We start from the raw sequence: 12,330 nt of genomic DNA, 5'->3' as shown, positions 1-12,330 counted from the left end.
ACACGCCGCCCGGCTCTCGCCGGCACCTACCGGCGTTCGGCCGGCTCTGCGAGGCTCAGGCCGAGGGCGTGCCTGGCCAGAATGCGGATGCCGGCCGTCTGACGAGCGGAGACGGCCTCGGGCAGGCGCGTGAGGGCATTGATCCGCGAGGAGATGTGCCAGCGGGCCGTGCGGGCCGCCCGAGGCCAGCCGTGCTCCTCGAACTCGGCCGCGAGTGCCCGGAAGAAGCGCTGCTCCTCGACGAACCTGCTGCCCTCCGCCGCCCGCCACGACGAGACGCTCGAGGCATGGCGGCGATACTCGAAGACGACCTCGTCGTCGAGCAGCAGGCTGCCGCCCTGGAACGCCACGTCGAGGGCGAGGCCGAGGTCCTGGATGACCGAGAGGTTCGGCCGGAACCCCACCGCGGCAACGGCCGAGCGGCGCCAGGCGATCGCGGGGAAGTTCATCCAGTTGCCCCTCGTCACGCTCACGGCGAGCTTCTCGCCGCCCAGCTCGATGGTGCCGCGCACGTGCGGGCGGTAGAGCGCCTTCATCCGGTCGACGAGCGGCCGGTAGACCCGGCCGTCGCCGTCGATGACCCGGGTGCCCGGGTGGATGAAGTCCGCGGTCGGATGCGCCTGGCCGAGCGCCTTGACCCGGGCGACATAGCCGGGCAGCATCACGTCGTCGCAGCCGAAGATGGTCAGCCACTCGTTCACGGCCAGGTCGATCGAGGCCTGGAAGTTCACGTTGATGCCCGCGTTCACCGGGTTGCGCCGGTAGACGATCCGCGGATCTGCGAGGCCGACGAGCCACTCGCCGGCCGTGACGTCGGGATAGCAGTCGTCGATGACGACGAGACGCCAGTCGGGATCCGTCTGCGCGAGGACGCTCTCCACGGCGATGCGGAAATGGTCGACGCGGCCGTAGAACGGCATCATGATGTCGAGTGTCACGCGGTTCTCCCTCGCGGCATCCGGTTTCGGAACCGCTGCTTCCGTGTTCGCCGAGTAGCATTCACAGGTGAAACCATCTTCGCTCATGTCCCAGGCAGCCATCTCCACCGGTGGTGTCCTCGCTCAGGGACTGGCCCGTTTTGCCTACACGGTGCTGATCGGCCGCGTGATGGGGCCGGAGGATCTGGCTCACGTTTCGGCCTGGATCGCCCTGGCCCTGATCCTCTCGCTGCTCTGGCCGACCGGGGCGGGAAACGCGGCAGCGCACTTCCTCGCGCACGAGCGTGCACTCGGCCATTCTCCTGTTCCCGCCCTCCGCCTGATCCAGCGCTCGTTCTGGATCTCCTGCGCCGGAATGCTGTTGATCGGGCTTCCTGTCGCCATGATCGCGCTCGGGGCGGACATCGGCGACACCATCGCGATCGGGGTGCTGATCGTGACGTGGTCCGGCTATGTCCTCGCGCGGGGGATCGAGGTCGGCCTCGGCCGGATCACGTCTGCGGCAATCTGGGACGTGATCTCCTCGGCGACGACGATCGGGCTCCTCACGATCGTCCTGGTGACACGCCTTCCCGGGGCGCTCCTCTGGCCGATCGCGATCGGCTACGCCGTCTTCGCGCTGCACTCGCTCCGTGGCGCACACCTCGGCCACGACGAGCTCCGGCAGGAGAGCGGGCTGGAGCCGGCGCGCATCCTGAAGTTCATCTCCTGGAATTCCCTCGGATTGCTCGCCTCGAACGGGCTGATCCAGTTCGCGATGGTGTTTGTATTCATCGTCGAGCCACCGCTCACGGCCGGGTTGTTCGCCGCGGCGATGTCGCTCGCCACCCCCGCGTCGATGCTCAGCCAGGCCATCACCCAGGTGCTCATCCCGCGCTTCACCGAGTGGGTGGCGGCCGATCGGGTCGCCTCGCGGCGTCGGTACCTGATGGTGTTCGGAGTGATGTTCCTCGGCCTCGGCGCCGTCTTCGGAGCTGTCGCCCTCGCCAGCCCGATCGTCGTCGACGTCGTCTTCCACGCGACCTACCGGGAAGCCGCACCGATCATGGCCTTCCTCCTGATCGGCGTCTTCGCCTTCTCGATCTCCCTGGTCGCCACGGCATACCTGCTGACGACGGGGCGCACCCGGGTTGCGACGGCCGCCTCGGTCGTCGGCCTGGTCGTTGGCCTGATCGTTATGGTCGCGGGCACGCCGGTCCTGACCGGGTCGTGGGCGGCCGTGGCCGGAGTCATCTCCGGGTATACCGTGACCGCAGTGTGGGTCATCGCCGCATCGTTCGGGCGCGTGCAGGCGGATGCCCCGCGCGGCATCCGTGTTCCACTCGTCTAGGGTGAAGGATTAGCTGTAACCGCCGTCCCGAAGGAAATGATGTCCGACACGTCTGTCGCCGAGCTCGAACTGTCCATCGTCATGCCGTGCCTGAATGAGGCCGAGACGCTGGCGATCTGCATCGACAAAGCCCAGGGCTACCTGGCGCGGTCGGGAGTCCGCGGCGAAGTCGTCATCGCCGACAACGGCAGCACCGACGGATCCCAGCAGATCGCGATCGAGCACGGCGCCCGCGTCGTCGACGTCGCGGCCAAGGGCTACGGCAACGCCCTGATGGGCGGCATCGAAGCCGCCAAAGGCACCTATGTGATCATGGGTGACGCCGACGACAGCTACGACTTCAGCTCCCTCGACCAGTTCGTCGAACGGCTCAGGGCCGGCGACGAACTCGTGATGGGCAATCGGTTCCGCGGCGGCATCGAGCCCGGCGCCATGCCGCCCCTGCACAAATATCTCGGCAATCCCGTGCTCTCGACCATCGGGCGGATGCTGTTCCGCTCGGAGATCCGCGACTTCCACTGCGGCCTGCGCGGCTTCAACCGGCAGTCGATCCTCGACCTCGGCCTGATCACGACCGGCATGGAATTCGCCAGCGAGATCGTCGTCAAGTCGACCCTCGACGGCCTCCGGGTGAGCGAAGTACCCACGACGCTCAAGAAGGACGGCCGCAGCCGTCCGCCGCACCTCCGCAGCTGGCACGACGGCTGGCGCCACCTCCGGTTCCTGCTCCTTTTCAACCCGCGCTGGCTGTTCCTGATCCCCGGTTCCGTCGCGTTCGCCCTCGGAATCCTCGGCTCCATCCTGCTCACCTTCGGACCGGTGCAGATCGGCACCGTGGGCCTCGACGTGTCCAGCCAGGTCTATCTCGCAGCGCTCGCCGTCGTGGGCTACCAGGCGATGCTCTTTGCGCTGCTGACGAAGCTCTACGCGCAACACGAGGGTTTCCACCTGCCGCGCAGCCGGGCCTTCGAACGGTTCGCCCAGCGGGCGAGCCTCGAAAGCGGCGTGATCGTCGGCCTGATCCTCTTCGTGATCGGCTTCGCCGTTGCCATCCTCCAGCTGAGCGTCTGGGCCGCCTCCGGATTCGGCGCCCAGGACCCCGTCGACACGATGCGGCTCGCGGTTCCCGCCGCCCTGTTCATGATGCTCGGGTTCCAGACCGCGATGTCGGGGATGTTCCTCGGGATCCTGTCCATCGACATCCGTCGCCCGCGCTAGCGACAGCTCTACTCGGCCCCGTCGTCGGTCTCGGGCGGGCGGGGCCTGGGCTGCAGCCCGCTGCGCCAGCTCTTGCCCTGCGCGGCCGTGAGGGCGCAGATCAGGAGCAGCAGCCAGCCGGCCTCCACGAGAACAGTGCTCTCCGCGAGGCTCGTGACGATCAGCACCACGAGGATGAGCGGCGCCCACGCGTAGATGAGGGTGCGCTTGTTGGAGGCGAGCACCCAGGACCGCCAGAAGGCGAGCACGACGAGGACCAGGAAGCTCAGGAAGCCGATCAGGCCGAGCTGGAAGTACACATCGAGGAACGCGTTCAGTCCGGTCTCGTAGTGTCGGCGGATGCTGAAATCGAGCCACCCGTACGGGGTCGCGGTCCCCGGCCACAGGCCCGACCAGCCCCAGCCCTCGAGCGGGTGCAGCCCCACGAGGCGCCACATCTCCCGCCACAGGGTCGCGCGCACGCCGAATTCGCTGCGGGCGTTGAGCGCTTCGACAATGGCCCCGCGGGTGAGGAACGCGACGACCCCGGCGACGACGGTCACGCCGAGGAGGGCGAACTGCAGCAGCCGACGGCGCGGCTGGGGGGTGTTGCGCAGCCAGGTCAGGGCGAGACCGGCGAGACCGACGAAGACCGCGACGATGAAGATGACCGGAGACCCGGTGAGCAGGAGGCAGGCGGTTGCCCCGATCAGCGAGACGATCGCCACCCCGCGCCGCACCGACCGGGTCCGCAGCTCGATGACGAAGGTGACACCCGCGATGAGGGCAGCGAACCCGAGCGCGTTGCGGGAGCCGAAGATGCCCTGGATCGGACCGAGCTCGTCAAGATGCCCCTGGATGTCGAGGAACCGGATCGGCGCGTCGAGCAGCAGTCCGGCGACGATCTCGAGTGCGACGGAGGTCGCGAGCAGCACCCGGAGCACGTCCCCTGTCGCCCGCACGATCTGGATCATGGTGCGCGCGAGCACGATGTAGAGCGCGAGGAAGGCGAAGGCGAGCTGGTAGATGAGCCCGATCGCCGTCGCGAACGGGTACCCGGTCCAGAGCAAGGACAGTGCGCACCAGCCGAGGAATACCAGGATCGAGATCGGCAGCAGCCCGTGCCATTCGATCTGTTTCCTGCGGGCGACGAGGGAGAACGCGGCGAGCACGACGAGTCCGCCGAGCACGCCGATCAGGCCGGGCCAGCCGACCAGCCCGCGCAGGAAGACCGAGCCGAACGCTGTCGCGATCGTCGCCTGGGTCAGCGCCGTGGCGAAGTGCGGGCCCCGGAAGAGCCGCATGAGTGCCCTCGGTAGTTCGGGGGAGTGCGCGCGGGAGTTCATGGGCTTCCTAGGCTACCCGCCGGCATCCGCCCCGCCCGGTCTGGCGTGTTTCGCAGTCACACGGATGCCTAGGGCATCGGCCGGTTCAAGGCCTGCTGTCTCTTGGTGGTGACGCTGACGAGCACGAGGAGAACCCAGCCGTATTCGATGAGCAGCCGGCTCTCTGCGACACTCTGGGCGATGAGCGCGGCCATCAGGAGCAGCGGGAGCAGGGCGGAGACGGTGTACGGGGCGGTGTCGGAGACGGTCGTGCGCGGCCGGTCGACCGCGAGGAACCAGGACCGCCAGAGTGCGCCGGCGACGATCGCGACGAAGGCGATGAGGCCGATCACCCCGACCTGGAACCAGACGTCGAGCCAGGCGTTGTGCGCCTGCAGGTAGACGACGCCCTTGCGGTTCGCGAGGCCCGCGAAGGGTTCGGCCCACGGCACCCAGTAACTGACCCAGCCCCAGCCGAATGCCGGCCGCTGCACGGCGAGGCCGGTGACGCTCGCCCAGATGTCGAGGCGGCCGGTGAGGTCCTCGCTTTTACCGAAGAGGCTGAGCAGCCACGGCGACAGGGTTGCCACCGCGACCCCGCCGGCGACGATGAGGCCTGTGGCGGCGACATAGACGGGACGGCGGCGCTGCGGGCCGCGGCGGCGGGTCCAGAGGGCGAAGATCAGCACGATCGCGACGGAGCCGGCGGCGAGGGTCACGGTCGCAGAGCGGGTCAGCACCAGCACGACCGCGGCGGCGGCGAGCCAGGCGATGCCCCAGCCGCGCCGGACTGTGCGGGCGGCGAGCTGTACCGCGAAGACGATGACCGCGAGGAGAGCGACGAAACCGAGCAGGTTGCGGTTGGCGACGATGCCCTCGATCGGGCCGCCGTGGAAGAGCAGGCCGCGGGACCAGTAGAACGCGTCCGGGATCTTCTCGCCGGGGTAGGACACCCAGAGCGGGAGCACCCGCTGCCGCACGAAGGCGCCGACGATCACTTCGAAGAGCAGCGACAGGGCGATCACCCAGCGGAGCGCCGCGGCCAGGGTGCGGAGCAGTTCGGCCCAGCTGAGCACGAGGGCGAGGAAGAGCGCGGCGATCGTCGTGGCCCAGAGCACGGCGACGCCGATGGCCGAGGCGCCCGGGTAGAAGGACCAGGCGATGGACAGCGTCGGGATCACGAGGAAGACGCCGATCGAGCGCGGGAACTTCGACCAGACCCAGTCCGGCTTCAGGCGCACGAGCAACACCACGCTGCCGACGAGAACCACGACCGCGATGGCGCCGAAGCCCCACCAGCCGAGCAGGTTGCGCCAGAATTGACCGGCGAGGGCCGTGAAGAACACGAGCGTCGCAAAGGACCGGACGACGAAACGGCTCTGTACGGCGGGCATGAGTCCTAGAGTACTGCCGGGGTTTCCGCCCGGCTGCTGTCGAGCACACAGCCACCCAGACATTTTTATACCCATGGGGGTATAGTTCAGCCATGAAGATTCTTATTGTGGGCGGAGTGGCGGGCGGCATGTCCGCTGCGACGCGGATGCGCCGGCTCGACGAAGCGGCAGAAATCATCGTATTCGAGCGCGGGCACTACGTGTCCTTCGCGAACTGCGGGCTGCCCTACTACGTGGGCGGCCTCATCGAAGACCGGTCGGCGCTGCTCCTGCAGACGCCCGAGTCACTCGCGAGTCGTTTCCGCCTCGACGTGCGCATCGACCACGAGGTCACCGGCATCGACCGTGCGGCCCGGACGGTCAGCGTTCGGGACACGGTGACGGGGACCGTCACGACCGAAGGCTATGACCGTCTGGTGCTCGCGGCCGGGGCGACGACCCGCAGCGTGCTCCCTGCCGGGTCGGACCTGCCGGTGCACACCCTGCGCACGGTCGACGACGTCGACCAGATCACCGCGCTCCTCACGCGCGCGTCCGGGCCGGGCTCCGCCGAAACTGGCCCCGCCGCCACGGTCGCCGCCGTCGTGATCGGCGCCGGCTTCATCGGCCTCGAAGCTGTCGAGAACCTCGTCCTGCGCGGCGTGCAGGTCACGGCCGTCGAATTCGCCGGCCAGGTGCTCGGGCCGCTCGACCCTGAGATGGCGGCCCCGGTTGCCGCGGTGCTGAAAGCGCACGGCGTGGACGTGCGGGTGGACACCTCGGTGCGGGGCGCATCCGCCGGGCGCGTGCTGTTCAGCGACGGAACGGATGTCGCGGCCGACCTGATCATCGAGGCGACCGGAGTGCTCCCGGACACCTCGCTCGCCGCTGCGGCCGGCCTGCGGATCGGCGAGAGCGGTGCGATCTGGGTGGACGACACCCAGCGGACGAGCGACCCGCTCATCTATGCCGTCGGCGACGGCGCCGAGAAGATCGATGCGATCAGCGGCGGGCCGACCCGGATCGCGATGGCCGGGCTCGCCAACCGGCACGGCCGCGCCGCCGCGGACAGCATTGCCGACAGCGCAGCCGGCGCTTCCGGGGTCGCCGTCGCCGCGGAGCCGGCCTTCGGCGTCGCGATCGTCGGCGTCTTCGGCACGACCGTCGCCATGGTCGGCTGGAGTGAACGGCGCCTGCTGGCCTCCGGCCGGGGGCACCGGGTCGTGCACACCCACCCGAGCGACCACGCCGGTTACTACCCGGGGGCCGAGCAGATGTCGGTCAAGCTCCTGGTTGATGCCGCGACGGACGCGATCCTCGGCGCCCAGATCGTGGGCGGTCACGGGGTCGACAAGCGGATCGACGTGATCGCGACGGCGATGGCCGGCGGGCTGACGGCATCCGCTCTCAGTCGGCTGGAGCTCGCCTATGCGCCGCAGTACGGCTCGGCGAAGGACCCGATCAACCAGCTCGGCTACGTTGCGGACAACCTCGCGGCCGGCACCACCCGCAGCCTGCAGTGGCACGAACTGGCCGCGGCGCTCGCCGCGGGCGAGGCGTTGGTCGATGTGCGCACGGCGGGCGAGTTCGCGGCCAAGAGTATCCCGGGGGCGATCAATGTGCCGCTCGACGAGCTCCGCGACCGGTTCGGCGACCTGCCGGCCGGGCCGCTCGTGGTGCACTGCCAGGTCGGGCAGCGCGGGCACACCGCCGCGCGGCTGCTCAGCCAGCTCGGCCGTGAGGTGCGTAACCTCGATGGAGGCTACAAAACCTGGGCGGCGGGGGCCGCGGCGCTCGCCGCGTCGCCCCGCGCCGCGGTCGCTCCTGCTCCTCCTGTTTCCCCCGTAGTTCCCACTCTCTCTACCGAAAGGATCGTCGCATGAAGGAAATCACTGTCGCGGAACTCGCCGCGCTCGACCACCCCGCCATCGTCGACGTGCGCGAACAGTCCGAATACGACACTGTCCACGCCGAGGGAGTGCGGTTGATCCCGCTCGGCGAGCTCGTGCAGCGCGTAGACGAGGTGCCGCGCACGGGCCCCGTCTACGTGGTGTGCCACCTCGGCGGGCGCAGCGCCCAGGCGACCGGCTTCCTCGCGGCGCAGGGCATCGACGCGATCAACGTCGTCGGCGGCATGGACGCGTGGCAGCGCGCCGGGCTGCCCGTTTCCGGAAAGGCCTGAGATGACTACTGAAACTGTCGCCGTAGCGGATGCCGCCGTTCAGCCCACCGCTGTGCAGGGGGCCGCGCACGCCGCGAACCAGAAGAAGATCCTGAACCGGTTGCGCCGGGCCCAGGGCCAGCTCGGCGCGGTGATCGCCGCGGTCGAATCCGGCGGTAGCTGCAAGGACGTCGTGACCCAGCTTGCCGCGGTGTCGAGCGCCCTCGACAAGGCGGGCTTCGTGATCGTGTCCACCGCGATGCGCGACTGCATCGACAACCCGGACACCCCGAACGCGCTCACGGTCGACGAGCTTGAGAAACTCTTCCTCACCCTCGCCTGACCCCGCGCGCCCGCCCCTGACCACGGGTCAGGGGCGGGCGGGGCATCAGCGCCGGGTCAGGTGCGTGACCGTGAAGCCGCCGGGGGCGACCGTGACGGATGCGCGAGCCGGGTTCCCCCGCTCATCCGCGTGGGCGACGGGCCGGCCAGCGGCATCGTAAGCGGCCTGCTCCAGCCGGAACCCGCGCGGCACGAGCACGGGCCGCACGCTGGACTCCCGCGCGGCGCTCACGTACAGCGTCGAATCGCCGGCCGGTCCGGTCACCGTGACCGTGGACACGAGCGGCTGCAGCAGCAACGCGTCGATCGCCGCCGCCCCGCTCGACGTGCCGGTCACAGCGGTCGAGCCGGCCGGCAGCGTGCGGGACAGTGAGAGCGGCAGCAGGCGGCCGGGGGCATCCGTGATTCCCTGCGCCCCCGCGCCACCGTTCGCCGTGCTGCCGAGCGCTGCCCGGGCGGATGCCCAGCTCGTGTTCCCTGAGCGGGCTTCGGTCTGGTTCACGATCGGGTAGACGTTGCGGGCCTGGTCGTTCGCCGGGACGGGGACGCTGAGCGACCCGCCCTTCGTCAGGCTCACGTATGCGCCGCCGGAGAGGTTGGCCTCGCCGGTCCACGCCGATGCGGGGGTGACGACCGAGCCGCCGGTGATCGTGCCGGACTCGGCTTCGACGACGCTGAGTCCTGCGGTTGCGACGGTCTTCTCGATTCCGAGCGCCTTGGCCCTGAGCTCGGGGTTCGCGTCGAGGGTGAGCATGGTCAGCAGGGTGTGGATCGTGGATTCGGCGCCCGAGTTCGGGTTGACCCGGCCGTCGCGCTCGATGCCGTCGATCGCGGTGCCTGTCGCCGGGTTGTATGCCGGGAGGCCGCTGCGGTTGGCGCCGAAGAACCAGCCGGCGTAGATCGCGGCGACGTCGAGCAGGCCGGGCGCGTTCGCGGCCTTCGCGGTCGCGACGAGGCCTTCGACCCGGGAGTCGACGCCGTAGGCGATCTGCGCCTCGCCGGGGGTCGGGCTCCACGCGTTGTCCGCGCCGCCCGCGGCGAGAAGCTGCGGGGTGAACTGGGCGGAGTCGGCGACGGCGGCTTTCAGCAGGTCGGGTCGGCCGAGCACGGTCCCGGCCGTCGCGACGGCGGCAGGGGCCAGGCCGCCCCAGGCATGCCAGAGCGACTGCGACTTGTTCCACGGCAGGATCGCGCCGAACGGCCACTGGGTGAGCGAACCGGAGGACATCGCGGCGACGCCCTCGGTCAGCCGGGTCAGCGCGGTGCGCACAACGCTGTCGCCGGGGTCGGCCGCGCTGAAGGCGGCGAGGCCGATGGCGGCCTCTGCCGAGGCATCCGCCCCGCCGGCGATGAGCCAGGCCGGGACCTTCACGCCGTCGGCGACGTCGAAGGTGCCGTACCGGGCGAGGGACTGCCGGTTGAGCGCGTCGAGGCTGAGGTGCAGCCGGTCCTGGAGGAACGCGGCGAAGGCGGGGTCTCCGCCGGCGCCGGTACCTGAGAAGGCCGCGTAGCCCTCGCCGAGGGCCCAGAGGGTGCGGGCGACCCAGTACGACTCCGCGGAGTCGCTCGGGTCCGGCAGTTCCTTGGGCGTCGCGCTCGGGGTCAGCGTGCCGTCGGCTTGCTGCCAGAGTACGACGTTGCCGGCGTTCGGGCCGGACGCGGTCTGGAGGTAGGTCAGGGCGCGCAGGGTCTGCACCGCGTGGTCGCGGCTCGAGGCGTCGCCGGTGAGCTTCCAGTGCCGCAGGTAGACGACCGCGGTGCGGGCGATGTCGTCGGCGTTGTATGCGCCCTGGCTCCAGTGGCCGGTGCCTGCGTCGAGGGAGCCGCCGCCGATGCGGGTGTAGCTCCCGTCCGCGTTGCGGTTGGCGTAGGTCCATGGCGCCTGCGCGGTCGGCTGCTCGGCGAGGCGGTAGGTCGTGTGCTCCGCGGTCTGCGTGAGCGGAACCGCGTCGAGCAGGAAGTCCAGGTGAGCGAGGTTGGTGAGCGGCTGGCCTGCGGCGGGGGCCGGTGGCGTGGTGGTGCTGCCGACCGCGGTTGCGGTGCCGCCGGCGACGGATGCGGCCGCCCGGCCGGGCTGTGCGGCCGCGGCTCCCGCACCGGCTCCCCACAGCAGCAGCGAGACCGCGCTCGCGAGGGCGACGGAGCCCAGCGCCGATCGGCGCGGGGTGAAACGGAAACCAACGGCATTGTGCGTCATGCGTGACTCTCCTTTGAGTACTGAACCGGTTCAGCACTCCCCACTAAACCGGTTAAGGTAGCGAGTGTCAAGGGGGACCGTCGCCGGGCATCCGTGGGCGCCTTGATAGTTTGGACTCAACCGAGTCGCACGAGACGTACAGGAGCAGTCATGTTTGTGGGCATCAGCAATACACCGCGGGACTACGCGTGGGGCTCGACGACCGCGATCTCGGGACTGCTCGGCACGACTCCGTCTGGCAAGCCGGAGGCCGAACTCTGGCTCGGGGCGCACCCGGGGTCGCCGTCGGTAATCGAGGATCCCTCGCGCACGGGCGGGGCCAGGACCCTCGTCGACTGGATCCTCGCGGACCCCGAGCGGGCTCTCGGCTCCGCGCTCGCGGAGCGGGAGACCGACGCAGGGTCGGTGCCTCCGCGGCTGCCGTTCCTGCTCAAGGTGCTCGCCGCCGCGAGCCCGCTCTCGCTGCAGGCGCATCCCACGAGTGAGCGGGCGCGCACCGGCTTCGCCCTCGAGAACGCCGCGGGCGTCCCCATCGATGCCTTCGACCGCAACTACCGCGATCAGTTCCACAAGCCCGAGATCATCTTCGCGCTGAGCGAGACCTTCGAGGCGCTCTGCGGTTTCCGCGAGCTCGGCGAGGTGCGGCGCATCGTGGGGGAATTGCGCGCCCTCGACGCCGCGTCGGAGAACCCGCAGCCCGGAGCCCTCGACGCCCTCGAGAGCCGGCTGCTCGGTGACACCGGCCTGCGGGACACCGTGGACTGGCTGCTGCGTGACGGGCGCGGCGGCGACACCGGCGAGGTCTCCTGGCTCGTCGAGCGCGTGGTCAGCCTCGCGAAGGACGCCGTGTACCTCGCGGAGGGCGGGGCCGCGATCCGGTTCCCGCTCGAGCTCGCGACCGTGCGCGACCTCGCCGTGGCGTACCCCGGCGACCCCGGCATCGTGATCTCCCTCCTGACCAACCGGGTCTCCCTGAAACGCGGAGAGGCCCTCTATCTGCCGGCCGGCAACATCCACGCCTACCTGCTCGGGCTCGGCATCGAACTCATGGCGGCGTCGGACAACGTGCTCCGCGGCGGGCTCACCCCCAAGCACATCGACGTCGACGAACTTCTCGACGTGCTCGCCTTCTCTCCGGTTCCGGTGCCCTACCTGGCCCCGATCGTGCACACGCCCGGCGTGTCCGAGTACCGGCCCGACGTGGACGACTTCGCGCTCGTGCACATCGAGGCCTCTGCGGCGGATGCTGCCGCTCCCGCCGCCGGGGTCCCGATGCGCCAGTTCACGCTCACGGGACCGGGAATCGCGCTCTGCACGGCCGGAGGCTTCCTCGTGGCCGGTGCAACGGCATCCGTCACCCTGAAGCGCGGCGAATCGGTCTACATCACCCCCGACGAGGGCACCCTCACCTTCGCGGGCGCCGGAGACGTCTTCCTCGCCACAACCCCCTAGTCCCCGCTCGCCGGT

10 protein-coding genes are annotated in these 12,330 nt (G+C 70.1%); 6 read left to right on the top strand and 4 right to left on the bottom strand.

All coding sequences use genetic code 11. The annotated features are described in order from the left end of the window. Positions 1-26 precede the first annotated feature (26 nt). A complete protein-coding gene (locus E3O46_RS12415) occupies positions 27-938 on the bottom strand; it encodes a glycosyltransferase family 2 protein (protein WP_134449041.1) in 912 nt (303 codons plus the stop codon). Between the two features lie 67 nt (positions 939-1,005). On the opposite strand from E3O46_RS12415, the gene E3O46_RS12410 reads away from it, so the two are divergent. Both E3O46_RS12410 and E3O46_RS12405 read left to right on the top strand, forming a co-directional pair. Further along, complete coding sequence (locus tag E3O46_RS12410; protein WP_134449040.1) at positions 1,006-2,268, top strand: lipopolysaccharide biosynthesis protein; 1,263 nt, start codon at positions 1,006-1,008, stop codon at positions 2,266-2,268. 39 nt (positions 2,269-2,307) lie between these two features. Beyond that, a complete protein-coding gene (locus tag E3O46_RS12405; RefSeq protein ID WP_241985000.1) occupies positions 2,308-3,486 on the top strand; it encodes a glycosyltransferase family 2 protein in 1,179 nt (392 codons plus the stop codon). Between the two features lie 8 nt (positions 3,487-3,494). On the opposite strand, the gene E3O46_RS12400 is transcribed toward E3O46_RS12405, so the two are convergent. Together E3O46_RS12400 and E3O46_RS12395 are read right to left on the bottom strand one after the other, a co-directional pair. Beyond that, complete coding sequence (locus tag E3O46_RS12400; protein WP_134449038.1) at positions 3,495-4,811, bottom strand: O-antigen ligase family protein; 1,317 nt, start codon at positions 4,809-4,811, stop codon at positions 3,495-3,497. A 68-nt stretch (positions 4,812-4,879) separates the two neighbouring features. After that, positions 4,880-6,184, bottom strand: coding sequence for an O-antigen ligase family protein (locus E3O46_RS12395; protein ID WP_166787367.1), 1,305 nt, complete (start codon positions 6,182-6,184; stop codon positions 4,880-4,882). 92 nt (positions 6,185-6,276) lie between these two features. Here E3O46_RS12395 and E3O46_RS12390 point away from each other — a divergent pair, with 92 nt between their 5' ends. From E3O46_RS12390 to E3O46_RS12380, 3 genes are read left to right on the top strand one after another with little or no spacing between them, the layout of a single operon-like run. Further along, the gene (locus tag E3O46_RS12390) at positions 6,277-8,046 is read left to right on the top strand and encodes an FAD-dependent oxidoreductase (RefSeq protein ID WP_134449036.1); all 1,770 of its coding nucleotides are present in this window, start codon (positions 6,277-6,279) and stop codon (positions 8,044-8,046) included. Continuing rightward, on the top strand, positions 8,043-8,345 hold the full coding sequence (locus tag E3O46_RS12385; RefSeq protein ID WP_134449035.1) for a rhodanese-like domain-containing protein: 303 nt from the start codon (positions 8,043-8,045) through the stop codon (positions 8,343-8,345). Before E3O46_RS12390 ends, E3O46_RS12385 begins: the two co-directional genes overlap by 4 nt. 1 nt (position 8,346) lies before the next feature. Beyond that, the gene (locus tag E3O46_RS12380; protein WP_134449034.1) at positions 8,347-8,667 is read left to right on the top strand and encodes a metal-sensitive transcriptional regulator; all 321 of its coding nucleotides are present in this window, start codon (positions 8,347-8,349) and stop codon (positions 8,665-8,667) included. A gap of 45 nt (positions 8,668-8,712) precedes the next feature. Here E3O46_RS12380 and E3O46_RS12375 read toward each other — a convergent pair whose 3' ends face one another. Continuing rightward, positions 8,713-10,863 (bottom strand): hypothetical protein, encoded by a 2,151-nt coding sequence (locus E3O46_RS12375; RefSeq protein ID WP_134449033.1) that lies wholly within the window; start codon positions 10,861-10,863, stop codon positions 8,713-8,715. A 150-nt stretch (positions 10,864-11,013) separates the two neighbouring features. Between E3O46_RS12375 and manA the strand changes: the two genes are divergently transcribed. After that, positions 11,014-12,315: a mannose-6-phosphate isomerase, class I gene (manA, locus tag E3O46_RS12370; RefSeq protein ID WP_134449032.1), complete on the top strand. Its 1,302-nt coding sequence runs from the start codon at positions 11,014-11,016 to the stop codon at positions 12,313-12,315. Positions 12,316-12,330: the final 15 nt, after the last annotated feature.

Origin of the sequence: Cryobacterium glucosi, from assembly GCF_004402235.1 — a bacterium.
Taxonomy (GTDB): domain Bacteria; phylum Actinomycetota; class Actinomycetes; order Actinomycetales; family Microbacteriaceae; genus Cryobacterium; species Cryobacterium glucosi.
This window is presented reverse-complemented; position numbering and strand designations above follow the sequence as displayed.

Bases quoted from the DNA above. Each gene is read 5' to 3' on its own strand.
- E3O46_RS12405 (WP_241985000.1), top strand. From the start codon at position 2,308: ATGTCCGACACGTCTGTCGCCGAGCTCGAACTGTCCATCGTCATGCCG.
- E3O46_RS12400 (WP_134449038.1), bottom strand. From the start codon at position 4,811: ATGAACTCCCGCGCGCACTCCCCCGAACTACCGAGGGCACTCATGCGG.
- E3O46_RS12395 (WP_166787367.1), bottom strand. From the start codon at position 6,184: ATGCCCGCCGTACAGAGCCGTTTCGTCGTCCGGTCCTTTGCGACGCTC.
- E3O46_RS12390 (WP_134449036.1), top strand. From the start codon at position 6,277: ATGAAGATTCTTATTGTGGGCGGAGTGGCGGGCGGCATGTCCGCTGCG.
- E3O46_RS12385 (WP_134449035.1), top strand. From the start codon at position 8,043: ATGAAGGAAATCACTGTCGCGGAACTCGCCGCGCTCGACCACCCCGCC.
- E3O46_RS12380 (WP_134449034.1), top strand. From the start codon at position 8,347: ATGACTACTGAAACTGTCGCCGTAGCGGATGCCGCCGTTCAGCCCACC.
- E3O46_RS12375 (WP_134449033.1), bottom strand. From the start codon at position 10,863: ATGACGCACAATGCCGTTGGTTTCCGTTTCACCCCGCGCCGATCGGCG.
- manA (WP_134449032.1), top strand. From the start codon at position 11,014: ATGTTTGTGGGCATCAGCAATACACCGCGGGACTACGCGTGGGGCTCG.